General features: G+C 45.0%; 19 protein-coding genes. 14 read left to right on the top strand and 5 right to left on the bottom strand.

What is annotated here, in order from left to right; genetic code table 11:
* Window positions 1-111: 111 nt before the first annotated feature.
* The 4 genes from DESPCE1_RS0113530 to DESPCE1_RS0113515 all read left to right on the top strand — a co-directional run bounded on the left by DESPCE1_RS0113530 (window position 112) and on the right by DESPCE1_RS0113515 (window position 5,633).
* On the top strand, window positions 112-780 hold the full coding sequence (locus tag DESPCE1_RS0113530; RefSeq protein WP_019850805.1) for a hypothetical protein: 669 nt from the start codon (window positions 112-114) through the stop codon (window positions 778-780).
* A 120-nt stretch (window positions 781-900) separates the two neighbouring features.
* Window positions 901-1,473, top strand: coding sequence for a TetR/AcrR family transcriptional regulator (locus DESPCE1_RS0113525; RefSeq protein ID WP_014794496.1), 573 nt, complete (start codon window positions 901-903; stop codon window positions 1,471-1,473).
* Window positions 1,466-2,554: an efflux RND transporter periplasmic adaptor subunit gene (locus tag DESPCE1_RS0113520; RefSeq protein WP_019850804.1), complete on the top strand. Its 1,089-nt coding sequence runs from the start codon at window positions 1,466-1,468 to the stop codon at window positions 2,552-2,554. The genes DESPCE1_RS0113525 and DESPCE1_RS0113520 overlap by 8 nt, the downstream gene beginning before the upstream one ends.
* A complete protein-coding gene (locus tag DESPCE1_RS0113515) occupies window positions 2,544-5,633 on the top strand; it encodes an efflux RND transporter permease subunit (protein ID WP_019850803.1) in 3,090 nt (1,029 codons plus the stop codon). The genes DESPCE1_RS0113520 and DESPCE1_RS0113515 overlap by 11 nt, the downstream gene beginning before the upstream one ends.
* A gap of 67 nt (window positions 5,634-5,700) precedes the next feature.
* Here the strand turns inward: DESPCE1_RS0113515 and DESPCE1_RS0113510 are convergent, their stop codons facing one another.
* On the bottom strand, window positions 5,701-7,050 hold the full coding sequence (locus DESPCE1_RS0113510; RefSeq protein WP_019850802.1) for a DNA recombination protein RmuC: 1,350 nt from the start codon (window positions 7,048-7,050) through the stop codon (window positions 5,701-5,703).
* A 171-nt stretch (window positions 7,051-7,221) separates the two neighbouring features.
* On the opposite strand from DESPCE1_RS0113510, the gene htpG reads away from it, so the two are divergent.
* Entirely contained in the window at window positions 7,222-9,066 is a 1,845-nt protein-coding gene (gene htpG / locus DESPCE1_RS0113505) for a molecular chaperone HtpG (RefSeq protein WP_019850801.1), read from the top strand.
* A 79-nt stretch (window positions 9,067-9,145) separates the two neighbouring features.
* On the opposite strand, the gene DESPCE1_RS0113500 is transcribed toward htpG, so the two are convergent.
* Window positions 9,146-10,990, bottom strand: coding sequence for an MASE3 domain-containing protein (locus DESPCE1_RS0113500; RefSeq protein WP_019850800.1), 1,845 nt, complete (start codon window positions 10,988-10,990; stop codon window positions 9,146-9,148).
* Between the two features lie 268 nt (window positions 10,991-11,258).
* Here DESPCE1_RS0113500 and DESPCE1_RS0113495 point away from each other — a divergent pair, with 268 nt between their 5' ends.
* Window positions 11,259-14,195: an FAD-binding and (Fe-S)-binding domain-containing protein gene (locus DESPCE1_RS0113495; RefSeq protein WP_019850799.1), complete on the top strand. Its 2,937-nt coding sequence runs from the start codon at window positions 11,259-11,261 to the stop codon at window positions 14,193-14,195.
* Between the two features lie 80 nt (window positions 14,196-14,275).
* Here DESPCE1_RS0113495 and DESPCE1_RS0113490 read toward each other — a convergent pair whose 3' ends face one another.
* Window positions 14,276-14,515: a TIGR03905 family TSCPD domain-containing protein gene (locus DESPCE1_RS0113490; protein WP_014794489.1), complete on the bottom strand. Its 240-nt coding sequence runs from the start codon at window positions 14,513-14,515 to the stop codon at window positions 14,276-14,278.
* Between the two features lie 160 nt (window positions 14,516-14,675).
* On the opposite strand from DESPCE1_RS0113490, the gene DESPCE1_RS0113485 reads away from it, so the two are divergent.
* Window positions 14,676-15,854, top strand: a complete 1,179-nt coding sequence (locus DESPCE1_RS0113485; RefSeq protein ID WP_014794488.1) for a tetracycline resistance MFS efflux pump — start codon at window positions 14,676-14,678, stop codon at window positions 15,852-15,854.
* 298 nt (window positions 15,855-16,152) lie between these two features.
* On the opposite strand, the gene DESPCE1_RS24200 is transcribed toward DESPCE1_RS0113485, so the two are convergent.
* A complete protein-coding gene (locus tag DESPCE1_RS24200; protein WP_371200623.1) occupies window positions 16,153-16,236 on the bottom strand; it encodes a putative holin-like toxin in 84 nt (27 codons plus the stop codon).
* Window positions 16,237-16,505: 269 nt separating this feature from the next.
* Between DESPCE1_RS24200 and DESPCE1_RS0113475 the strand changes: the two genes are divergently transcribed.
* A complete protein-coding gene (locus tag DESPCE1_RS0113475) occupies window positions 16,506-17,288 on the top strand; it encodes a hypothetical protein (protein ID WP_019850797.1) in 783 nt (260 codons plus the stop codon).
* 91 nt (window positions 17,289-17,379) lie between these two features.
* Here DESPCE1_RS0113475 and pepT read toward each other — a convergent pair whose 3' ends face one another.
* Window positions 17,380-18,609, bottom strand: a complete 1,230-nt coding sequence (gene pepT / locus DESPCE1_RS0113470) for a peptidase T (protein ID WP_019850796.1) — start codon at window positions 18,607-18,609, stop codon at window positions 17,380-17,382.
* A 239-nt stretch (window positions 18,610-18,848) separates the two neighbouring features.
* Here pepT and DESPCE1_RS0113465 point away from each other — a divergent pair, with 239 nt between their 5' ends.
* The 6 genes from DESPCE1_RS0113465 (at window position 18,849) to DESPCE1_RS0113440 (ending at window position 23,298) form a co-directional block, all read left to right on the top strand.
* Entirely contained in the window at window positions 18,849-20,810 is a 1,962-nt protein-coding gene (locus tag DESPCE1_RS0113465; protein ID WP_019850795.1) for an ABC-F family ATP-binding cassette domain-containing protein, read from the top strand.
* A gap of 33 nt (window positions 20,811-20,843) precedes the next feature.
* Window positions 20,844-20,996 carry a hypothetical protein gene (locus tag DESPCE1_RS23365; protein ID WP_014794484.1) on the top strand — a complete coding sequence of 51 codons (153 nt, stop codon included), beginning with the start codon at window positions 20,844-20,846 and terminating at the stop codon, window positions 20,994-20,996.
* Between the two features lie 69 nt (window positions 20,997-21,065).
* Window positions 21,066-21,578: a VUT family protein gene (locus DESPCE1_RS0113455; RefSeq protein ID WP_014794483.1), complete on the top strand. Its 513-nt coding sequence runs from the start codon at window positions 21,066-21,068 to the stop codon at window positions 21,576-21,578.
* A gap of 28 nt (window positions 21,579-21,606) precedes the next feature.
* On the top strand, window positions 21,607-22,275 hold the full coding sequence (gene queC / locus DESPCE1_RS0113450; RefSeq protein ID WP_019850794.1) for a 7-cyano-7-deazaguanine synthase QueC: 669 nt from the start codon (window positions 21,607-21,609) through the stop codon (window positions 22,273-22,275).
* Between the two features lies 1 nt (window position 22,276).
* The gene (locus tag DESPCE1_RS0113445) at window positions 22,277-22,870 is read left to right on the top strand and encodes an HD domain-containing protein (protein ID WP_014794481.1); all 594 of its coding nucleotides are present in this window, start codon (window positions 22,277-22,279) and stop codon (window positions 22,868-22,870) included.
* Window positions 22,867-23,298, top strand: a complete 432-nt coding sequence (locus tag DESPCE1_RS0113440) for a DUF188 domain-containing protein (protein ID WP_014794480.1) — start codon at window positions 22,867-22,869, stop codon at window positions 23,296-23,298. Before DESPCE1_RS0113445 ends, DESPCE1_RS0113440 begins: the two co-directional genes overlap by 4 nt.
* Window positions 23,299-23,323 lie beyond the last annotated feature (25 nt).

Raw genomic sequence — 23,323 nt, 5'->3', positions numbered from 1 at the left:
ACAACAACTGCATAAAATTAATGAAGATGGAACTGATCAGGAAGAAAATTGTGTCCATCCGAATATGATGAAACAGATGGCCTGAGAACATAATGAACAGGGGGGGGAAGTATGAGAAGTAGCTGGGAAAGTATCGTGGTTGCCATCGGGATTATCCTATTATTTTACTTCGCGAGACGTTATACCCCTGGACAGAAAAGTCCCAAAACTATGAAAAAAGGGTCGCGGCCTAAAGAAGAGACCAAACCCTTGGAAATGATACTTACAAAAAAAGAAATGAAGCATGTGCCGGTGAAACCATCTCCTTCTTCTCAAGGGGTCGCCAGCCTTGTAATGCACCCCCACAGCTTTGAACGGGCCAAGAGGGAATATATGCGCTATGCGCAGCAATTCAGCGGATTATATGAGGTGCTTTTTTTATCCTGTTCAGGAAAATTAAGCGGCCCGCGACAGGAACAATTGCTTAAGGATTGGGAAGAGGGGATCCTGGGTACAGATGCCCCGAATTTTATACTGGCTTGGAACACCATTATTCAAAAGTATTGTGGCAGAAACTTCTACTTCAAAGGAAACATAAAAGGGAAGGGCGAACAGGGTGAGGAAGAGCGGATTCTCCAGAGTTGGTTGAAGATACTGTTCAGATGGGGTCTTCACCGGGAACTCAAGGGTCAAATCCAGCTTGAACCTCACGGCGGGGAACCGATTGGCGCCCAGGAGCAGAATTATTTTTGGGTCCTCAATGGAGAAGTTCTCGAAGAAGGTCGAGGAGAGAGCCCTTGAGTCAATAAATTTGAGAAGATGCAGTTTGCTGCATCTTTTTTTATTTTAGTGGTCTTGACAGAAAAGGAGTTGCATAGGAAACTAGAGATACTAAATTAGTTTCCATAGGGAGGACTGGCATTGCGTGAGCGCATCTTAGAGAAAGCCTATGAATTGATTCAACGCTATGGGCTGCGGGGATTTACCATGGACGATGTGGCCGGGGAATTAGGGATTAGCAAAAAAACAATCTATAAATTTTTTGACTCGAAACATCAATTGATCAGCCAGTTGGTGGACAGCATCATCGAAGTTGAGAAAAGAACCTTTAAAGAAGCGATGAGCCGGCATTCCACCTGGCAGGAGAAATTTGAAGCCATGCTTACGGTGTATACCCCAGAGGATATTCCTTTTCGGCTGGTGGATGAGCTCTATCGTTATTATCCCAAAGAAAAAGTCAAGATTGAAAAAATGGCTGAGTTTCGGCGGGAGATTTTCTATCCGCTGATCCAGGAAGGGCAGGCTATGGGGAAAATCCGTCTGGATTTTAATCCAGATATCATCGTGTCCATGATTCATAACCTGTTCATGACGCCGGCTGATTCCAAATTGCTGGAGTCCCAGGATATCACCGTCAAACAACTCTTTGAGCAAATGAAAAATCTATTCTTTTATGGGATTCTTAATCATGGGGAGGATAAGGATAATGAATAAGCGTATTGGAGTGCTCATGCCGTCGGTCATGCTTTTAACCCTGACCCTGATCTTGGGAGGATGTACAAAGGAAGTGAATGTAACATCTCTAGAAAAAGAACAACTGGTTCAAGTACAAGAAGCGAAAGAGGAAGCTTTTCCGGTGGATCTGCGCTATACAGGACTTACCTCCTCCGGGGAGGTAAAAAAATATAGTTTTAAGATTCCAGGTAAACTCACGGACATCGCTGTGGAAAAGGGTGCCTTTGTGAAGTCGGGTCAAAAACTGGCTTCCTTGGACACGACGGAGTATGGGTTAGCTGTTCAAGCCTCCCAACTCAATGTCACCAAGGCGGAGAAAGCCTATACAGAAGCGCGCGATAATTATCAGAAGTTGGAACAGCTCTATGAAGCAGGTGCGCTGCCGGAAGCGGATCTTATAAAAGTTAAGCTGGATTGTGATGTAAAAGAAGCAACCTTTAATCAGGCTAAGATTGAACTGGAATCCAAACAAATTCAGCTCAATGACGCTCAGCTTTATGCGCAGGGTGAAGGCTATGTGGTGGATATTCTTTTCCGGGAAAGTGAAAACATCGCCGCCGGATATCCTGCGGTGGTGATTCGTTCCCCTGAACAGAAAGTAACGGTTGGCCTATCTCAAAATGATGTTCACAAGGTAAAAGTGGGGGATACGGTGGAAATCACTGTGGATGGCCAAAAGACTAAGGGGAAAGTCGAACGTCTGGAAGCCGTTCCTGACTCCCAAACACGGACTTATACTGCTGAAATCCTCATTACTGAGCCCTTCCCCAGTGACTCCTATTATCTGGGAGCCACAGCTGAGGTAAAATTCGCTCAGGGAGAAGCGCCCGGGATTTGGGTTCCTTTGGCTTGCATCCTCAATGATGGGCAGGATTATGTTTTTATTGTTGAAGAAGATCGGGCGGTCAAGAGGAATATTAAGTTAATGGATGTACAAGGGTTCAACGTCCGGGTCGAGGGATTGAGTTCAGGGGAGCGTTATGTGTTTAGTGGGATGAAAAGTTTAAAGGAAGGTCATAAAGTCAGGATTCAAAGTGAGGGTAACCCCCATGAACAATAAGAAAGGAATAATTTATCACATTATCCATAATTGGCGCTTTACTATTTTTTTCACTATCTTAGCCATTGTTTGGGGGATCTACAGCTATTATATTGTCCCCAAGCAAGAGAGCCCGGATATATCCGCTCCTTTTGCGGTCATTACCACCATTTATCCCGGAGCATCCCCTGAGGACGTGGAAAAATTAGTGAGCAGGGTGATTGAAGATGAAATCCGGGAAGTTCCAGGTTATAAGAGTTCTCATTCCATAACCAAAAACAGTCTCTCAGTCGTCGTGCTGGAACTCTATAATGATGTGGATGTGAAGGATGCCTGGAACGAGCTGGGGCGGATTCTCGATGGAGCCCAGGGAAAAATTCCTTCAGAGTGCTTTGACATCGAGATGGATACCAAACTCTCCGAAACAGCAGGGATGATTATCAGCCTTTCCGGGGAGGGGTATACTTATGAACAGCTTGCCGATTACGCCGATCAAATTAAAAGCAGATTGGCCAAGATTGACGGAATCTCCCGCTTTACCGTAGCCGGTGTTCAAAATAAAGTGGCCCAAATTGAAGTGAAGACGACTGAGTTGAATAAGTACAATCTCTCTCTTACCGAGCTGGTGTCATTAATTCAAGCCCAAAACCTGCAAATTCCCTCAGGATCTTTAAGTAATAATCGGGTGAAGATCAATGTCAGCTCCCCCGGACTTTTTACATCACTCAGTGATTTAGAGAATATGATCATTGATGTATCCGCTGAAACCGGGGCCCCTATTCGCCTGAAGGACCTGGCAGAAGTTCGCTGGGATATTGAGGATTCCAGCTATCAGCTCAAGCATAACGGGCAGAATACCATTATGTTGAGCGGTTTTTTCGAAGAAAATCGCAATATCCTCCTTATTGGTGAGGATGTCCGCGCTGAGCTGGATCGACTGAAATCCGAACTGCCCGCGGAATTAATCCTTGATGAGGTGGTTTATCAGCCGACGGATGTAGAAAAGAGTGTGGCTGAATTCTTTAAAAATCTATTGGAAGGCATGGCTTTGGTACTGATCGTGGTATTTTTGGGAATGGGCTTTAAGAATGCTTTAGTAGCTTCCACAGCAGTTCCTCTCTCGATTATCATCACTTTCATAGCTATGTATCTTTTGGGAATACAGCTTCAGGAAATATCCATTGCCGCCCTCATTTTAGCCCTGGGAATTCTGGTGGATGATGCTATCGTCATTATCGATGCCATTCAAGTCCACATTGATCAGGGCTTCGAAAAGATGGAGGCCTGTATCCGGGGGATGAAGCAGTCCGTGATCCCTGTCTTTTCAGCCACCTTGACCATTGTCGCCGCCTTTTCACCGATGCTCTTTGTTCCCGGTCCGGCTGGAGAATTTCTGAGATCTTTGCCTCAGACGGTTATAATTGCCGTGACCGCGTCCTTTTTAGTAGCCATTACCGTGACCCCTGTCCTGGCTTACTTATTTTTTGACAAGCTGAAAGGTGAGGATGACAAGCGGACTCTCCTGCGCCGTGTTTATGGGTACGCCTTGCGGGTGGGTATGAAATACAAAAAGTCCACCGTGTGTGCCTTGGTCTTACTCATCGCCATAGCTTCTTACGGTGCGTTCCAGCTTCATATCGAATTCTTCCCCAAAGCAGATAAGAATGTTTTTTATATTAACCTCTATTCGGAAAGTGCCTCAGATATTTCGGCTACAGCTCAGCTAGCAGACCAGGTGGAAGGAATTCTTAAGGAAAATGAGGAGATCATGAGCTATTCCACAGCCCTGGGAGGTGGTCTGCCGAAATTCTATATCGCACTGCCCAAAGCCATGCCCTCTAAGGATTTTGCTCAAATCATGCTCAAAGTTGACTTGGCAAAAGGGAAATTCAACAACAATGAAGACCTTGCCCTTCACCTTCAAGAGCAACTGGATCAGCGCTTAATCGGCGGATCTGCCGATGTATTGCTTCTGGAAAAGGCTCTCCCGGGAGATCCTCTAGAGGTTCGGGTCAGTGGGGAAGATCCTCTGCACGTAAGGGATGCCGTGGCCTTAATTCGCCAGGAGCTTGAGGGGATTCCCGGGGCGATGAAGGTGGCGGACGACTATGTTGCCGGTGAGTATGAATTTGTGGTGGATGTGGATACAGAGCGGGCCACGACTATGGGCATTACCAACTACGACATCCAAAGACAGATCAATATTGCTTTGAGCGGTACTGAAGCTTCCTTATTCCGCATCGCCGGCAATGAGTATCCGATCATGGTCCAAAGCGATGTGAGCACCAAAGAGGATCTGGAGAACTTGGGAATTAAATCCTCCCTAACCGGGACTAAGGTTCTCCTTAAGCAGTTAGGGGAAATCCATCTTCAATCCACAGTGCCTACGATTAATAAGTACGATGGAGTCCGGGCTGTCACCATTTCCGGGAAAGTGCAACCTGGGTTCAGTGCCGTAACCATTGAAAACACCCTGAAACAACGATTGGCCCAATCCGGCTTTGACTTCTCCGGGCTGACGGTGAGTTATGAAGGAGAAGCTAAAGATATCAAGGATAATTTCGGGAATCTGGGAACCACAGCGATTTTTGCCTTGTTCCTTATCTACGTGATTCTCATGATTCAGTTCCGTTCCTTTTTGCAGCCGGCTATTATCTTCATTACCATTCCCTTATCCATCATCGGAGTAGTAGCGGGGCTGATGATATTTGCCCAGCCCTTATCCTTTACTGCGTTAGTAGGGGTGGTAAGCTTGATGGGCCTGGTCATCCGCAATGCGATTTTACTGATTGAGTTTATCAACCTGGCCCGGGAAGAGGGAATGTCCATCGATGAGGCCTGCACTTTTGCGGTCAACCGCCGCTATCGTCCCATCATTCTGGCAGCTGTGACCACAGTTATCGGCCTGGTTCCTCTGGCCTTTTCAGGAAGTGATCTGTTCACACCTATGTCCGTAGCCCTCATGAGTGGGTTATTGATTTCCACACTCTTTACCTTGATCGTGGTTCCCATAATGTACAGCATTCTCGTCCGGGAAGAGAAAGGAATAGCCCCTGGTGCTCCTTCTGCCGGGAAAATAGAGAAGGGTCAAAGTATCTAAAATCTTGGATGATAGGGGTCAAGAAGCCGCTGCCGGAGGACAGTGTTATTCCTCAGGCAGCGGCTCTCTACTCCTCTTCCCCGGCAGCCAGCAATGCTGCGCTTTCCTCAACGGGTAGGGTCTGAACATCTTTTAGTTTTCTGCCGATGGACCGCGACTTACGAGTCGCGGTCTCTATAGTATTGCTGGCTTCCTGGAGTTTCTTTTGGGTCTTCTCCAGGATCTCCGTGAATTTGCCAAACTCAGTCTTTACCGCACTCAGGAGATTCCAGACCTCACTGGAGCGTTTTTCAATAGCCAGAGTCCTGAAGCCCATCTGGAGACTGTTGAGCAGAGCGGCCAGAGTTGTAGGGCCTGCTATAACCACCTTATAATCTCTTTGCAGCAATTCACAGAGTCCGGGACGGCGGAGAATTTCGGCATAAAGACCTTCAATAGGGAGAAAGAGGATGCCGAAATCCGTAGTATTTGGAGGATCCACATATTTTTCATGAATGGATTTGGCTTCCGTTTTGATACGGTATTCCAGAGCCTTCTCCGCTTCAGAGATACGGGGGAGATCCCCCTGCTCCTGAGCATCCAGCAAGCGGTTATAATCCTCCACTGGAAATTTGGCATCAATGGGGAGATAAACGATACGATCATTTCTGTCTTTAGCTGGAATATTGATGGCAAATTCCACCCGATCCTTGCTGCCTGCTTTGGTAGCAACATTAATAGAATATTGCTCAGGTGTCAGGATCTGTTCCAGCAGATTCCCCAGCTGAATCTCTCCCCAGGTTCCCCGGGTTTTTACATTGGTGAGGACTTTTTTTAAGTCCCCCACACCGGAAGCTAAGGTTTGCATTTCTCCTAAACCCTTATGGACTTGTTCAAGCCGGTCGCTCACCATTTTAAAGGACTCACCAAGACGTTGCTCTAAGGTATTTGTCAGCTTCTCATCTACAGTGACCCGCATTAACTCCAGCTTTTGGGCATTATCCTGCTGAATAAGCTGAAGTCGTTCCTCAACGGTTTTGCGCATATGCTCAAGCTTTTGCTCATTGGTCTGGGAGAGGTTGTTGAGCTGCTTGGAGAAGATATCCAGTTGACTCCGCTGGAGAGTGGCGATCTCCGACATTTGGGTAAGCTGTGAGTCGCTGAAACGTTTTAAGGCATGACTCATTTCTTCACGCCCTTGACGGAAGTTGGTATTATTCTCTTCCCGGTTGCGGGCAAACTCCTCTTGAAAAAGACGTTCCTGCCGTTCTACGTTCTTTTCCAAATGTGCCATTTGGTTTTCCAGGTTTTGCAATTGAGAGTGAAAAGGGTGGGTAGAGTTCTCCCGTTGGAATTTGGAAAACTGTATAAGTACCAGGATAAGGATGAGGATGGTCAAGGCAGCGAGAGCGCTGTTCAATAGAGGCAAAAAGGTCATTGATGATTCCTCCCGATTGTGTGAAATGGTCATGTCGTGAAACTTCCTTTATTTTAACATAGTAAAGGAGATATTTCTGATGATAAGATAGTTTTTCAAAGCTTGACCTCTGACCAAATTTGATTAAAATATTTAATATACACTATTGGATTAATATGGAGGGTTTAAACAATGAGTCAGATTGAAACCAAGGAGTTCCAGACAGAGATCAGGCAGCTGCTCGATATTGTCATTAACTCCCTTTATACGGATCGGGAGATTTTTTTGCGCGAATTGATTTCCAATGCTGCTGATGCTTCGGAAAAAGTAAGGTATATGCAACTATCCGGGCAAGAAATCAAGGATAAAGAACTTTCCTTGGAGATTCGCATTACTCCTGATGAAGAGGCCAAGACCTTAACCATTGCGGATGCAGGTATTGGCATGACCAAGGAGGGCTTAATCGAAAACATAGGGACCATCGCCCATTCCGGCTCTAAGGCTTTCGTTCAGCGCTTAGCTGAAGCGGGGGATAAAAAGGATGTGAACCTGATCGGTCAGTTTGGTGTAGGCTTCTACTCCGCTTTCATGGTGGCCGATAAAGTATCCCTCACCACCCGGTCCTATGAACCTGATGCTCAGGGCTACCGTTGGGAATCCGATGGAAGAGGGAGTTACAGCATTTCTGAAGAAGTGGATCTCCCACGGGGAACCAGCATTACCCTTCATCTTAAAGAAGATGCTCATTCCTTTGCCCAGACCGATACCGTGAAGCGCATTATTAAGCAGTACTCCAGTTTTGTGCCTTATCCCGTCTATGTCAATGAGGAAAAGATCAACACGGTCCAGGCCTTATGGACGAAAAATAAGAATGAGATTTCAGAGGAAGAGTACACGGAGTTTTACAAGTATATCGCCAATGCCTACGATGAGCCCTTAATGAAAATGCACTTTTCCTCGGATGCTCCCATTAATATTAATACCTTGATGTTCGTCCCCAAATCAAACCTGGAGAAATTCGGCTTTGGACGGATGGAGGCCGGTGTAAACCTCTATTGCAAAAAAGTCCTCATTCAGGAAAAAGCGAAGGACATCCTGCCGGAGTGGCTGCGTTTTGTACGAGGAGTGGTAGACAGCGAGGAACTTCCCTTAAACATTTCTCGTGAGACCATGCAGGATAGTGCCTTAATTGCCAAACTGAATAAGGTTGTGACCAGCCGCTTCTTAAAATACCTGGATGACCAGGCTAAAAATGAACCTGAGATCTTCAAGGAATTTTGGAATGAGTTCAGTATTTTTCTTAAAGAAGGAGCAGCCAACGACTTTACCCATCGTCAGGAGATCCTGAAACTTCTGCGCTTTGAGTCCTCGAAGACGGGAGAAGGGGAATTGATTTCTTTAGGGGATTATGTGGGCCGGATGAAGGAAGGACAAGAAGCCATCTATTTTATCAATGGTCCGACCCGGCAAATTATCGAAGAAGGCCCTTATTTGGAGGTCTTTAAGAATAAAGACTATGAAGTGATCTATACCTATGATGGAATCGATGACTATGTCTTTGATATGATCAGGGAATATGATGGCAAACGTTTGCTCTCTGCCGATCATGGAGACCTTAATCTGACCGATGAGGATTCTGCCTCGGAAGAGGAAAAGCTTCTATCTGAGGAGGAACTCAAGGAGTTTAACGGCTGGCTTAAGGAAGTGCTGGGGATGAAAGTGACGGAAGTCCGTGAATCGAAGCGCTTGGTAGACAGTCCCGCCATTATCCTTAGTCATTACGGCACTCATAGCATGCAGCGGATGATGCAGATGATGAATAGGGATATTCAGGATGTTCCCGCCGGAATTCTGGAGATTAATCCTAAACATGCCCTGATCCAACGTCTCAACGATTTAAGAAAGAACGAAGATTCCTTTGCTCCCCTGGCTGCTGAACAACTTTTTGCTAATGCACAAATTGCAGCGGGAATTATCGTGGATCCCCGGAGTATGGTCCATCGGTTAAATGAAATACTTGAGAAAGCCTTAAGATAACCAACAAAGTGCACAAGGAAGCGCAGCAGTGACGAGACTGCTGCGCTTTTTCATTTCTTTGGGGCTTTCTCAGGCAAAACTAATGAGAAGGGATGAACATTGATTCCACTGACTGCAAAGGAAAACTAATCTGAAATAGAGTGCCCTCAGAACTGGAAGTAACATCGATCTTGGCGTTATGGGATTTCGCTATTTTATAACATATGGACAGTCCTAATCCTGTTCCATTTTCCTTTGTGGTAAAGAATGGGGTGCCAAGTTTCTCCAATAACTCTTTGGGTATGCCATGGCCCTCATCTTTAATGGATAGGATTACACTATGGTCTTTTTTATAAGTTTGGATCGTTAGGCATCCCCCTTCAGACATAGCATCAAGGCCATTTATGCATAAATTTAAGACCAGCTGGGTAATGTCCTTGGGGCTGAGTTCGATATCAGGGATATCCCCGGGGGTAAAGCGGATTTGTTTATTTTGCGTGAAAGAATCGGCCTCAATGAGTGGATGTAAGTTTTGTAGTAATTTATTGAGGTTGAGAATTTGATAGTTGGGTTTATTGTTCTTAGCAAGGGTTAGAAATTCTTTGAGTATGGAATTAGCCCGGTCCAATTCCTCAATCATGAAATGAAGGGTCGATTTTTGCCCAATATCTTGGGATTTTTCATCCATGAGTTGAAGATATCCACGGACAGTGGTCATGGGATTTCTTATTTCGTGGGCGATACCGGCAGCCATTTGACCAACCAAGTTAAGGCGGTCCAGTCGGATCATCTCCGTATGCAAGCTTTTTAACTCCTTAATATCCGTGACTGACATTAAGATGCATTCCTCATGGCCCAGCTGGATGGTTTCAGCTGAAATTGCCGCAATGCTGACTTTGCTTCCCTCCCTTTCCAGGGAGATTTCCAAGTTGGCAAGGGTGGTCTCAGCGAAGTAATAGTTATTGTTCTCAGCATAGGCGAGGACTTTTGTCCAATCTGCTTCCGAGAATCCCACTTCCATAGGGGTTTTGCCGATAACATCTTTGTCGGGCAGCCCCAGAAAATTCATAAAGAAGTGATTGATTTCTAAAAATTGATGATCTGATTTTCTAATTATGGAGAGGCCAACCGGTGCAAATTGAAAAATTGTATTAAAATCTTTATAAGCTGATTGGATTTCTTTAAAAGGTTCATGTAAGTTTTTTATCAGTATGTTTTTGAGGATATAGGTATAACCCAGGAATTTAAAAATATGTCCGACCAGATTATCGCTGTCGTAGGGAGTATGGTATATTGTAAAGAATAATTCACAAATCAGGAGCAAAAGCAAAGCATTGGAGAGATTGGGGCAGTTTTCTGCCCTTTCAAGGCGAGATTTATAAATCAATACAAAAAATGCTATAAGATTCAAACTGCCTGCCAGAGACTCAACAAAGATCTTAAGTGAAGTGACACCATCGGGGAGCAGCATGGGGGGCAAATAGGGTCCCCACTTCATAATAACAATCAAAGCGGTCACTAAAAAGGCAGATCCGAAAACCATAGAAACTCTTTTTTTAGGAGCCCGATTTAAGATGTAGATCAAAAGGCCACTTGACTCAGTCAGGCGGGCGGTTAAGGAAAAATAGATTGACCTTGCTCCTGTCGTGTTGAGAAACATGCCATTATAAGTTAATGTATGCAGTAAATCGAATAGGCCGACCGTAATAAAAAAGATTCCAAGAAGATACTTTCGATCCGACTTAGTGTAGGGGTAAGAGGCTAAGCATTGTAAGCCGATAGTAAAGGATACGATAATGCTGAAGAACTCAAGAAGAGTATGAAGGAAAAGGAAATATTCGGATGGGATAACCCAATGAGCGCCGGAATAAAATAATCTACTGATGAAATAAAGCAGTCCGATTACTGCAATGCTGTAATGCTTCAGGGTTTTCCGCAAAAACAAAATACAAACCTCCTATTCTTAATATTTAGTGAATAAATTTGCAAGATAAGGCCATTGATTTTATAAAATTATAAATATTCTTGATATATTTCTATAAAAATACTAATTATCCTGTCATTTAGCTGTTTTATTAAGGAAAATCTAAAAAAATAATTTTCTTAAAAGGAGAATGATTAAATCTAACGAAATCTAATAAATTAAGCAAAACTGGAATCTCTGGCAAAGATTCTGTAAACACTAATACAACAGCAAGAAAGGACGTGAGGTTATGACCCATTGGAAAAGCGGGACACGCCCCTTAAACTACTATGTAAACCCTAGTGATCCCCGCAATCTGAAACAGAAGGAAGAGGATCTGAAAGAGCTTCCTCAAGAATATCAAGATTTTTACCGGGAGGTATCTCAATTCGTACCTTATCAACGGATTTTTATTGATCCTCTCTATACTTTGGGTTATGGAATTGATGCGAGTTTTTATCGCCTCATTCCCAAAATAGTGATTCGGGTCCTTGACGATGCAGAGATGGGTGAGATTCTACGTTTATCTCAACGTATGAAAATAGCTGTCACCTTCCGTACGGCAGGTACTAGCCTTTCCGGACAAGCGCTTACCGACTCTGTTCTTTTGGTTCTGCAAGGTTCCTGGCGACACTATAAAATTCATGACCACGGAAAAAAGATCAGCTTAGAACCCGGTATTCTCGGCGTGGAAGCCAATCGCTATCTCCGGTCTTATAAACGTAAAATCGGCCCGGATCCTGCTTCCATTGATCACTGTATGATCGGTGGAATTGCTGCCAATAATGCCAGCGGTATGTGCTGTGGCACATCAGATAACAGCTACAAAACCGTGGACGAAATGCGGATCATCTTCGATGATGGAACCGTGTTGGATACAGGGGATTCCTCATCACGACACTACTTTATGGAACGCAAAGGGGATCTTATTCGGCAGATCGAAGAGATACGTGATGAGATCAATGCTGATCCTGATCTTGTGGCCATGATCAAGAAGAAATATAAGATAAAAAATACCACAGGGTATAGTATCAATGCTTTCGTCGATTTCCAAGATCCTATTGAAATCATTAAGCATGTTCTCATCGGTTCGGAAGGGACCTTAGGTTTTATCTCTGAAATTACATATAAAACGGTCATAGACTATGACCATAAAGCTTCTGCATTGATTATCTATCCGGATATGGATCATGCTTGTCGTGCAGTCATGAAGCTCAACCGGGATTTGGTGGCCGCTGCTGAGATGATGGATAGAGCTTCCTTGCGCTCCGTGGAAGATGCTCCCGGAATGCCGGATTATCTGAAGACCCTCTCCGATACGGCGACAGCCCTCTTAGTGGAGGTCCGGGGAGCAAACCCTGAGGAGCTGGAAGAGCGGATTAAAAAAGCTACCGCTGTATTGGAAGATATACCCACCATATTCCCGGTCAGCTTTACGGCAGTAAAATCAGAATATGAAACCTACTGGAAAATTCGTAAAGACATTTTCCCCGCTGTAGGGGGTGTGCGTGCCCAGGGAACAACGGTTCTTATTGAAGATGTGGCCTTTCCTTTGGAGCGCTTAGCTGAAGCTACTGCTGATCTGCGGAACAGTCTTAACAAATTTGGTTATACCGACGCCATTATCTATGGACACGCCTTAGACGGCAACTGGCATTTTATATTCACCCCTAAGTTTGACAGCGATGAAGAGATCGCTCGTTATGAGGGATTGATGAATGAGGTCAATGAATTTGTCGTTAAGAAATACAATGGTTCTCTGAAAGCTGAGCATGGAACAGGCCGCAACATGGCCCCCTTTGTGGAGTTGGAGTGGGGAAGCAAGGCTTATGAGCTCATGAAACGCATCAAATCAGCCTTTGACCCCAATAATCTCTTAAATCCTGGTGTAATTATTAATGACAATAAACATGTCCACCTTGAGAATTTAAAGGCCATGCCTGCCTCTCATGAAACGATCAATCGCTGCACCAATTGCGGATTCTGTCAGGATATCTGTCCTTCCAAGCATCTTACCACCACGCCCCGGATGCGTATTATCCTGCAGCGGGAGATCTCTCATTTGAAACGTACCGGAATAGAGCCCGAACGCTTAAATCGCTTTCTTAGAGATTATGATTATGCCGGCAATGCCACCTGTGCTACGGATGGATTATGTGCTACATCATGTCCGCTGAACATCAATACCGGGGATAACACCAAATACTTACGCTCTCAGGCTATTACCCCGGCGACCCGCAAGATAGCCAAGGCACTGGCCAAGAATATGAACGGAGTAACCGGTATAATGCGCTTTGGCTTAGGTGCTGTGGATGGAGTTCATGGCTTTTTAGGTACACGGATTTTTGGAGGTATGGCGAGAACGGCTCGCGATGTGTCCCAAAGCAAGATTCCCTTATGGAATGAATGGATGCCCAGCAAAGGAACGGGCAAGGTTAAGCCTCGGCCGCCTCTTCCCTCGGCGCAGCAGGGTGAAGCGCTGAAAGTCGTGTATTTCCCCAGCTGCATCAGCCGCTCCATGGGGCCGGCTCGTAAGGATAGGGATCAAAGACCTCTTAACGAAGTGATGTGCTCTCTTCTCGCTAAAGCGGGCTATGAAGTGATTATTCCACCGGGATTGGATAAGCTTTGCTGTGGAATGCCCTGGGAGAGCAAAGGATTTTTCGATATTGCCGATGAAAAAAGTGCGGAATTGGAAGAAGTTCTTCTCCAAGCCAGCAAGAATGGTCAATATCCTATCGTTTGTGATACCAGCCCCTGTCTTTACCGTATGAAGCGAGCCTTTAAATCAGGTATAGAGCTTCATGAATCCGTGGAATTTGCCCATGACTTTTTATTCCATCGCTTAAAGATCAAGAAAGTACCGGAAACTGTTGCAGTTCATGTTACCTGCAGCTCAGTAAAAATGCGTTTGAGTGAAAAGTTCAAAGCGGTTGCCGAGGCTTGTGCTGAAAAAGTAATCTTCCCTGATGATGTCCATTGCTGCGGTTTTGCCGGAGATAAAGGGTTTACCTACCCGGAGTTAAACGATTCCGCTTTAGCAGGGCTAAATAGAGCCATACCGGACAACTGTACCGGAGGATACTCCAACAGCCGGACTTGCGAGATTGGCTTATCCGCTCACAGCGGCATAAGCTACCAATCCTTGATCTATCTGGTGGACCGCTGTTCCAGTTCTCTAAAGTAAAAAGTCTGGACCAGAGACTATAGACTCAGATGAATTGAAAAACCCCGCATAGTCACATGTGTTGACTGGGCGGGGTTTTCTTACTTGCCGGACTCTAAGGCTTTTACAAACTGATCCGCACAGGATGTGGTTTTATGACCACAGCGGATACCTTTTAGACGCTTTACTACGTCGTCTACAGACATTCCCTCAACAAGGGCTGCTAAAGCCTGCAGATTGCCGGGACAGCCATTGACGAATTTTACATTGTATACTTTATTTTCCTTTATTTCAAAATGAATATGACTTGCGCAAACACCTTGGGTTCTATAAGTATTCATAATAATGTCCTTTCCTTGAAATTTTTGTGATTTTTCTTCTTAGAGGATGATTTAAACACCAACATCTATTATAATAATTCAATGGCTATTTGAACAGAAATAAAATGGAATAGAGTTATGATCTCGGCAGTGAACCAGCAGTATGATGGGAGTGTACCTCATGCAAAAGCAGTATATTCGACCGATGGTTATTTTAGTTATCATCCAGTTCTTGGTTATGGTGGGCTTTGGGGTAGTTATTCCCATCCTTCCTTTTTTGATTGGAGAACTAGGGGGCGGGGCCTTCTCCCTTGGGTTATTTATGTCTGCTTATTCCATTATGCAGTTCTTCTTTGCTCCTTTTTGGGGAAGGTTGTCGGATCGAATCGGTAGGCGGCCTGTTCTATTAATTGGACTTAGTGGTTACGGAATTACCTTTTTTCTCTATGGAATGGCCGGAAATCTCCCTCTTCTCATCGCTTTCCGGGCCCTATCGGGAATGGTCTCTTCAGCTACTTTACCCACCGCTATGGCTTATATGGCGGATATCACGGAAGGGGCGGAGCGTTCCAAGAGTATGGGGATGCTCGGAGCCGCTATGGGATTGGGGATGGTTTTCGGGCCGGCCTTAGGCGGTTCGCTGGGTCATTATAGTTTTACCTTACCCTTTTACTTTGCGGGGACTTTGGCTTTACTTATTCTGCCCTTTGCCTGGAAGCTGCTCCCTGAAACTCTCAAAGAACCCAACCGGGAACCCAGGAAAAAAGTGCGTCTTAATTTTGGGGTGATTCGGGATCCTTTATTTCCATTGTTCGTATTCAGTTTTGTCCTTAGCTTTACTATGGCTATGTTTGAAACGACCTTTACCTTGTTTGCTGCAGAGCGGGTGGGCTTTGGCCCGAAAGAAATGGGCTTTGTCTTTATGATTATTGGAATCGTTGGTGTCATCGTCCAGGGAATGCTAATTGGGAAAGTGGTCAAGCGCTTTGGTGATGCCAAACCTGCCAAGTTTGGAGCAGTTCTTTGTGCTCTGGCCTTTCTCTGGATGCTCTGGGCTCCGAATGCTATCCTTCTGGTCTTGGGAACTGTGGTATTCATGACCGGAAATTCCTTTATGACACCTACCAGCTCCAGTTTAGTGAGCAAAAACAGCCATAATAGGCAGGGGGCTTCTCTCGGGGTATTTCAATCCTTTGGCAGCCTTGGCAGAATCCTTGGCCCTCTGGTGGGGGGAGGAATCTATGGATTATCCATGAATACACCCTATATCATTGGCATGGTAACCCTGGTCTTATGTCTAATCCTCTTTGGTTCGAAAATTCAGGATCGAAAAGCAGATGAGGCCGAATCTTCATCATAAGAATAGCACATTGAAATCGTTAATTAGGGGCTGTCTTACTGCAACAGCCCCTTCCGTCTAAAGAATTTTTAGAGCTTGTGGAAAAAGAGAAAAGGGAAGAAATTACCGATCAAGACATTTTTAGGCCGCACAACCGAGTGATGAAAAATAGCATCCAATAGTGATGTTTTCGATCAATATGTGGTATACTAAAATCAAATAGGAGTCATGCGCTAACATAACTCCTAGTAACAGCCGCTTGAAGTGCGGTCGGCTTTAGAAATCGGGAAATAGACCGTCATCCTTGAGCAGAGGCGGTCTATTTCCGTTTATCGGAGGTAAGCAAAAAAGCAACTAATGCTCCAAAAGAGATCATTAGTGTTAAAGCCTCATATACTTCCATGGCATCACCTCCCTTCGGAGGAATGCCGACCGCTCTGCAAGCCTTTTCTGTTACAAAATCAATTATAGCATACAAGCACTCTCAATGGGGGTGCTTTTTCTTATGTCCGAAAGGTGATGCCATGGCAACTTTAATATACTTCTTAATCACTGGTGCTAAAAGGGGAGAGTCAGTCATATGGATTTAGGGAAACAAGCTGGCAACAGGAATTGCCCATAGAAAAGAGGTGGAACCGTGGGGAGTATGTAAGGGAAGAGGTATACCCTATCATGCAGGGCTTGGACTTATATCTGACCAAAGGGAAAGCCATAACCTGTAATTCAAAATCCTTCAATCAACTTAAATTGAATTTATGTGAGTATGAGCTGCACTTCAATGAAAGGCGCTGTGAGAATTTTGATATGGTGGGGACCTACCGGCCTTATCATTTTAATTCGGAAGACTTTGGTCTGTATCTCTATGCAGAAATGTTCGGAATGTATCTTTTAAGTATTCTCAGACAGACCTCTATGACATTGAGAGAGGCTCATACCCTGGCTCTGGATTCCGTTTTGACCCATGTGTCCTTTCATTATCTCATTGAGCGCTACTGTATTCTCCTGGATGATGTGGGAAAGGATAGCGATGGTCTTTACCCGGCTTATAAAAAGAAGATCTATAGTCAAACCTGGGGCACCCAAGAATGTCTGGAAGAAACTTTGGCCAATGCCTTTGTCTTAACGGCTCATCCGCACTGGACTGTCAGGCAGAAGGACTATATTCAATCCTTGTATGCACGGCAAAGAGAAGGATATATTCAGGCTCATAATCTAAATACCAAGCACTATCGTGAACTCTACTCTATCCTGGAGGAACAGCTTAAGGCCCAGAGGAGAGAGAACAGAAAAGAGGCTTCAGCGGGTATGCCCTCTAAAAACACCCCCTCTCTTTATGAATTTATCCATAAAAATCTACCCTTTCGCTTTATAGGGCTTCCGGTATATTTAGTTAATGATTGCAGTAAATTGGAAGAATTTATTCATATTGTCGAGCTCCTATTTCCGCAAATATAAGCAGTGTTTTTAAACAGTTTTAGGATTTTAATACCACTGAGATAAAAGAGAAACCGCGTGAGATCAAAAAGATTGCACGCGGTTTTTTCAACTATGAACGATCTTCAGCATAGAGCTCAATAATTTTGAGGATGACCTCCACAGATTTTTCCATGGCGAAGGTGGGAATGAATTCATAGCGGCCATGGTAATTATGTCCGCCGGTGAATAGATTGGGGGTGGGCAAACCCATAAAGGATAAGCGTGCTCCGTCGGTCCCCCCGCGTATGGGATTGATGAGAGGCTTAACTCCCACGGCTTCCATGGCAGCCTGAGCTTTCTCTACAATATGTATCACCGGCTGAATTTTTTCTTTCATATTCTGATATTGGTCTGTAATCTCGACGGTGAACAGCCCGAGTCCGTTTTTTTGGTTAAGCTCCTCGGCTACATTCAGCATGGTTTCCTTACGTTTGGCAAAAGAGTCTTCATAAAAATCCCGGATAATATAGTAAAGGGTGGTTTCTTCCACATCCCCTTGGATATCATGGAGATGATAAAAGCCTTCATAACCTTCTGTGGTTGCCGGTGTTTCTTGGGGTGGGAGCTTGGCGATATAGTCGTTGGCTAAAAGGATGGCGTTGATCATTTTATTCTTCGCAGTGCCGGGATGAACATTTCTTCCTTTTACTTTGACGATAGCCTTGGCAGCATTAAAGTTTTCGTACTCCAGTTCTCCAAGGGCCCCGCCGTCCACGGTATAAGCAAAATCCGCTCCAAAGCCGGCCACATCAAATTGATCGGCGCCCCGGCCTACCTCCTCGTCGGGAGTAAAGGCCACACAGACTTTCCCATGCTCGATTTCCGGGTGCTTGGTCAGGTATTCAAGTGCAGCCATGATCTCGGCGATTCCTGCTTTATCATCCGCTCCTAAGAGGGTGGTTCCATCGGTAGTGATCAGGGTTTTGCCTATGTAATCCAGCAATTCCGGGAAGTCTGCAGGGGAGAGGACCAGATTTTGCTCCGGGTTAAGAAGAATGTCCTTGCCATCATAATTTTCAATACGCTGGGGCTTGACATGCTCTCCAGAAAAATCAGGACTGGTATCCATATGGGCGATAAAGCCAATGGCGGGGATAGTCTTTGCTGAATTAGCAGGTAAAGTTCCGTAAACATTGCCCTCTTGGATGCGGACATTCTGCAAACCAAGTTCTTTAAGTTCTTGTTCAAGAAGCCAAGCCAGGTTCAGCTGTTTATCGGTGCTGGGGGTGGTTTGCGATTCTTCATTGGATTGGGTGTCGATTACGACATACCTTAGAAAGCGGTCGATGACACTGGACATAATTAAGCCTCCTCATTCGTTGATAGGAACATCAAATATAAGAGTGGTTAGCCTTTGAGTTAATGGTTCTATCTTTAACTATAAATTATTTTAGGACGGCAAGCAAACTGTGAATTCCAGCTTTTTGATTTGCAGTTCACTGAAGCTCATAGAAATGATATACTTAAGGTTAGTGTGCATAAAACATGGACTTTACCTGTTGCTTTATTTATATTAATGGAGATATAAGGGGAATCAAAATGAATCTGTTAACTGCTGAATCTCTAACGAAAAGTTATGGAATTAAGCCTTTATTCAAGGATATTTCCTTAGGAATAGAGGAAGGTCAGAAAATTGGCATTATCGGAGTCAATGGAACAGGGAAGTCCACCTTGTTAAAGATTCTGGCCGGCTTGGAGCAACCAGATCAAGGACAGATCATAACCAATAATGAGTTGCAGCTGGAATATCTTCCTCAGGAGCCTGATTTTGATCAAGAGGCTACGGTATTGCAGCAGGTCTTTAAAGGGAATTCCCCCCTGATGAAGCTGCTTAGGGATTATGAAATGGCCTTGGAGCGGCTGAATCAAGAGCCCAGCAAGGAAAGTTATCAAAATGCCCTCCTCCAATTGGGGCAGAAGATGGACAGCCACAATGCCTGGCAGATTGAGAGCGAGGCTAAAGCAGTTCTCACCAAGCTGGGGATAAATCAGTTTGATATTCCCGTAGGGACCCTGTCCGGGGGACAGCGTAAACGGGTGGCTTTGGCCGGCGCCCTGATTCAACCTTCGAATGTATTGATCCTTGATGAACCTACCAATCATATCGACAATGAAATGGTGGATTGGTTGGAAAACTATTTGAATAAACTTAAGGGTGCTCTTTTGATGGTCACTCATGATCGCTATTTCCTCGATCGGGTGGCGAATCGGATTTTTGAACTGGATCGGGGAAAACTATATTCCTATCCGGGTAATTACAGCCGTTTCTTAGAATTGAAAGCGGAGCGGGATGAGCAGGAAGAGGCTTCAGAAAGAAAGCGGCAAAATATTCTGCGCAATGAATTGGCCTGGATTCGACGGGGTGCTCAAGCCCGCACCACAAAGCAAAAAGCACGAATTGATCGATTCGAGCAGCTTCAAGCCGATAAGCCTGAGGAAAAGACCGGGAAGGTTGAAGTCTCGGCAGGGGCAGCCCGGTTAGGGAAAAAGGTCATCCAGTGTTCTCATCTGTGTAAATCATACCCTGGTCGGGGGATGGTCATCGATGATTTCAGCATCATCCTGGCTAAGTTTGACCGAATCGGAATCATTGGCCCCAACGGCAGCGGCAAATCCACTCTATTAAATATTTTGGCCGGGCTGATTCAAGCCGATGAAGGGGAGATTGAATGGGGACCCACAGTCAAGCTAGGGTACTTTGCTCAAGAATACCGGGAGTTCGAACCTCAGACCAAGGTTATCGATGTCATCAAATCCGTGGCGGAAGTGATTCCAACTTCTGATGGAGGGGTCCTGACAGCATCCCAAATGCTGGAACGCTTTCTTTTCACTCCTGCACAGCAATGGACTCCTGTTGAAAAACTCTCCGGAGGAGAGAAACGACGGCTTTATCTGCTTCAGGTTCTGATGGACTCCCCTAATGTCCTTTTGCTGGATGAGCCGACCAATGACCTGGATATTCATACCCTTAGTATTCTTGAAGACTATCTGGAAAATTTCCCCGGAGTCGTGATCACAGTATCCCATGATCGCTTTTTCCTGGATAGGGTGGTGGATCAGATCCTGGCCTTTGAGGGTCAAGGGAGAATACATTCCACCATAGGGAATTATACGGATTACCGGGAACAATTGGATCGACGGATTCTGGAGGATCAGTTCGTAAAAGATACTCTCGCCAAAGGGCAGAAGACCCATAGCCAAGCCTCGAAGCCGGAGGAGACTGGGGATACCGGGGATCAGGCAAAGCCAAAAGAACGTCCGCTGAAAATGAGTTATAAAGAGCAAAGGGAGTATGAACAGATAGAAGACAGGATTGCCGACCTTGAGGGGCAATTGGAACGAGTGAATCAGGACATGGTAGAAGCAGGAAGCAATTACGGGAAATTGAACGAGCTGATGAAAACAAAAGAAGACTTGGAGAGGGCGCTGGAAGAATCTTTGGAGCGCTGGACCTACCTCAGTGAGCTGGCTGAAGAGATCGCAGGTCGTAAATCCCGCTAAGAGTAATAAGTAAAAAAACGGAGGTATATCTTAATGGATAAGAATATAGAGTTAATGAAAAAATTAATTGAAGAGAAGAAGAAAAAAAGTGCTCAACAAGGTGGGCCGAATAAGGCAGCAGCTAAGCTGGGCCAAGCTCGTGGCGGTATTAAAAGTTATAAAAAAGGAGGGCTTTTTGATAAATAGCCCTTCATATTGCTCATGGATTGACAGAGGGTTTATAATAATTTGATAGGAAACGGGGGAGTGGGAATCATGCTCATTGTATTAGCCTATTTGGCAGCCAATGTCGCAGCTAATTTATCGGTAACTTATTTTGGACCTATTTCAACACCGATTAATGCATTTTTACTCATTGCTTTTGACTTGGTGGCCCGGGATAAACTTCATGAGCAATGGAGCCGCAAACATTTATGGCCGAAGATGTTCTTGCTTGTAGGAACGGGCGCTTTATTGTCCTGGTTTATCAATCGCAATGCCGGGCCAATCGCTATAGCTTCTTTTATCGCCTTTTTGCTTACCGGAATTACGGATACTGCCGTTTATCAGGCTTTAAGGAAACATCCCCGTTTTGTCAAGGTCAACAGTTCTAATATTGCCTCGGCTGCGGTGGATTCTATCGCTTTTCCGACTTTGGCCTTTGGGGCTTTTATTCCCTACGCTGTCTTTGGACAATTCTTTGCCAAGGTTTTCGGTGGTTATCTCTGGTCCCTGATTCTTTTCCGAAAGGACAGATCAAAACTGAATGATAGTTTAAAGCCCACTTGATTTTGAAAAGAAGATAAGGAGCTAGTCTATGAAAAAAGCTGTAGTATTGCTCTCAGGGGGCCTGGACAGCACGACCTGCATGAGTGTTGCCCATAAGGCCGGATATGAGTTGTATCCATTATCCTTTGATTATGGACAAAGGCATCAACGTGAACTGGATGCGGCAAAAGCTGTAGCCCAATACTATAAGGTCAAAGAGCATCGAATCATTAAGATTGATAGTGTGGGAGGAAGTGCTTTAACAGATTCCGCCATTCAAGTTCCGGATTACGCAGAAGATGGAGAAATACCCGTGACCTACGTTCCAGCCCGCAATATTCTTTTCTTAAGCTATGCCTTAGGTTATGGAGAGGTTATAGGAGCAGAGGCCATCTTTATCGGTATCAGCTCCGTGGATTACAGCGGCTATCCGGATTGCCGTCCGGAGTTTTTGCAGGCTTTCCAGAAGGTTGTGGATGTTGGAACGAAAGCGGGAGTGAGCGGTCAAACCATTGCAATCAAAGCGCCGCTGATGTATCTTTCCAAAGCTGAAACCATCCAATTAGCCGTAGAGAATGATGCTCCCTTGCATAGTACCACAAGTTGTTACCGCGGTGGAGAAAAGGCCTGTGGAACCTGTGACAGCTGCGCCCTGAGACTCAAGGGATTTGCCGAAGCCGGTATCAAGGATCCCATAAGCTATAAGGAGATGGATTGAATTGATCAGTGAAAGAATGGAAAAACAGATTGATTTCATAGTAGCCATCGATGCGTTAAAGGATATCACCCGTCAAAGCATTACGATCAGCAGCAGGCGCTATGAGAATGACGCAGAACATTCCTGGCATTTAGCGGTGATGGCTATGATTCTTTCCGAATACGCCGAGGATCAAACCATAGATATAGCCAAAGTGATCAGCATGGTATTGATCCATGACTTGGTAGAGATTTATGCCGGAGATACTTATTGTTATGATGAGAAAGGGTATGAAGATAAGGCGGAGCGGGAACAGGAAGCTGCAGACCGCCTGTTTAATATGCTGCCCGAGGATCAAGCCCAAAAGATGATGAGCCTCTGGGAGGAATTTGAAGAGATGGAGACCAAGGAAGCGGCTTTTGCAGCGACTTTGGACCGTTTTCAGCCCTTACTGCTCAATTACAATACAGAGGGCCAAACTTGGCAAAGACCTGGAGTCACCAGTGAAAAGGTATTAAAGCGCACTGAGATAGCCAAGGAAAAAGTTCCTCAGCTCTATGAATATATCGAAAGATTAATTCAGAGATCCATTGAAAGAGGAATGCTCAAACCATGAAGATTCTTATTGATGGTGATGCCTGCCCCAAAGCTGTTCTTCAGATCTGTCTTGAAATTGGCCGTCAATACGGTATCCCCGTGTGGACAGTGGCCAGCTTTAACCATGAGATTGCCTCGGATCATCATATTATCGTCGGGAACTCTCCCCAGGAAACGGATATTAAAGTGATGAACCTGTGTGAAGCAGGGGATATTATCGTGACTCAGGATATTGGCCTGGCAGCCATGGTATTGGGCAAAGGGGGGAGAGCCCTTAGTCCAGCCGGTAAGGAATATCGTCCTGAATTAATAGCTAATTTATTGGAGGAAAGGGAGCTGAAGGCTAAATACCGCCGATCGGGAGGAAGAACCAAAGGTCCCGCCAAACGAAGCCCGGTTGAAGACCAAGTTTTTGAAGAGACGCTGCTTAGATTCTTACGGAAATAATTATATTTCTTGAAAAGAATACTTG

Origin of the sequence: Desulfitobacterium sp. PCE1 (assembly GCF_000384015.1) — a bacterium.
Classification (GTDB): domain Bacteria; phylum Bacillota; class Desulfitobacteriia; order Desulfitobacteriales; family Desulfitobacteriaceae; genus Desulfitobacterium; species Desulfitobacterium dehalogenans.
This window is presented reverse-complemented; position numbering and strand designations above follow the sequence as displayed.

Coding starts and splice junctions, on each gene's coding strand:
- DESPCE1_RS0113530 (WP_019850805.1), top strand. CDS start 112: ATGAGAAGTAGCTGGGAAAGTATCGTGGTTGCCATCGGGATTATCCTA.
- DESPCE1_RS0113520 (WP_019850804.1), top strand. CDS start 1,466: ATGAATAAGCGTATTGGAGTGCTCATGCCGTCGGTCATGCTTTTAACC.
- DESPCE1_RS0113515 (WP_019850803.1), top strand. CDS start 2,544: ATGAACAATAAGAAAGGAATAATTTATCACATTATCCATAATTGGCGC.
- DESPCE1_RS0113510 (WP_019850802.1), bottom strand. CDS start 7,050: ATGACCTTTTTGCCTCTATTGAACAGCGCTCTCGCTGCCTTGACCATC.
- htpG (WP_019850801.1), top strand. CDS start 7,222: ATGAGTCAGATTGAAACCAAGGAGTTCCAGACAGAGATCAGGCAGCTG.
- DESPCE1_RS0113495 (WP_019850799.1), top strand. CDS start 11,259: ATGACCCATTGGAAAAGCGGGACACGCCCCTTAAACTACTATGTAAAC.
- DESPCE1_RS0113490 (WP_014794489.1), bottom strand. CDS start 14,515: ATGAATACTTATAGAACCCAAGGTGTTTGCGCAAGTCATATTCATTTT.
- DESPCE1_RS0113485 (WP_014794488.1), top strand. CDS start 14,676: ATGCAAAAGCAGTATATTCGACCGATGGTTATTTTAGTTATCATCCAG.
- DESPCE1_RS24200 (WP_371200623.1), bottom strand. CDS start 16,236: ATGGAAGTATATGAGGCTTTAACACTAATGATCTCTTTTGGAGCATTA.
- DESPCE1_RS0113475 (WP_019850797.1), top strand. CDS start 16,506: ATGCAGGGCTTGGACTTATATCTGACCAAAGGGAAAGCCATAACCTGT.
- pepT (WP_019850796.1), bottom strand. CDS start 18,609: ATGTCCAGTGTCATCGACCGCTTTCTAAGGTATGTCGTAATCGACACC.
- DESPCE1_RS0113465 (WP_019850795.1), top strand. CDS start 18,849: ATGAATCTGTTAACTGCTGAATCTCTAACGAAAAGTTATGGAATTAAG.
- DESPCE1_RS23365 (WP_014794484.1), top strand. CDS start 20,844: ATGGATAAGAATATAGAGTTAATGAAAAAATTAATTGAAGAGAAGAAG.
- DESPCE1_RS0113455 (WP_014794483.1), top strand. CDS start 21,066: ATGCTCATTGTATTAGCCTATTTGGCAGCCAATGTCGCAGCTAATTTA.
- queC (WP_019850794.1), top strand. CDS start 21,607: ATGAAAAAAGCTGTAGTATTGCTCTCAGGGGGCCTGGACAGCACGACC.
- DESPCE1_RS0113440 (WP_014794480.1), top strand. CDS start 22,867: ATGAAGATTCTTATTGATGGTGATGCCTGCCCCAAAGCTGTTCTTCAG.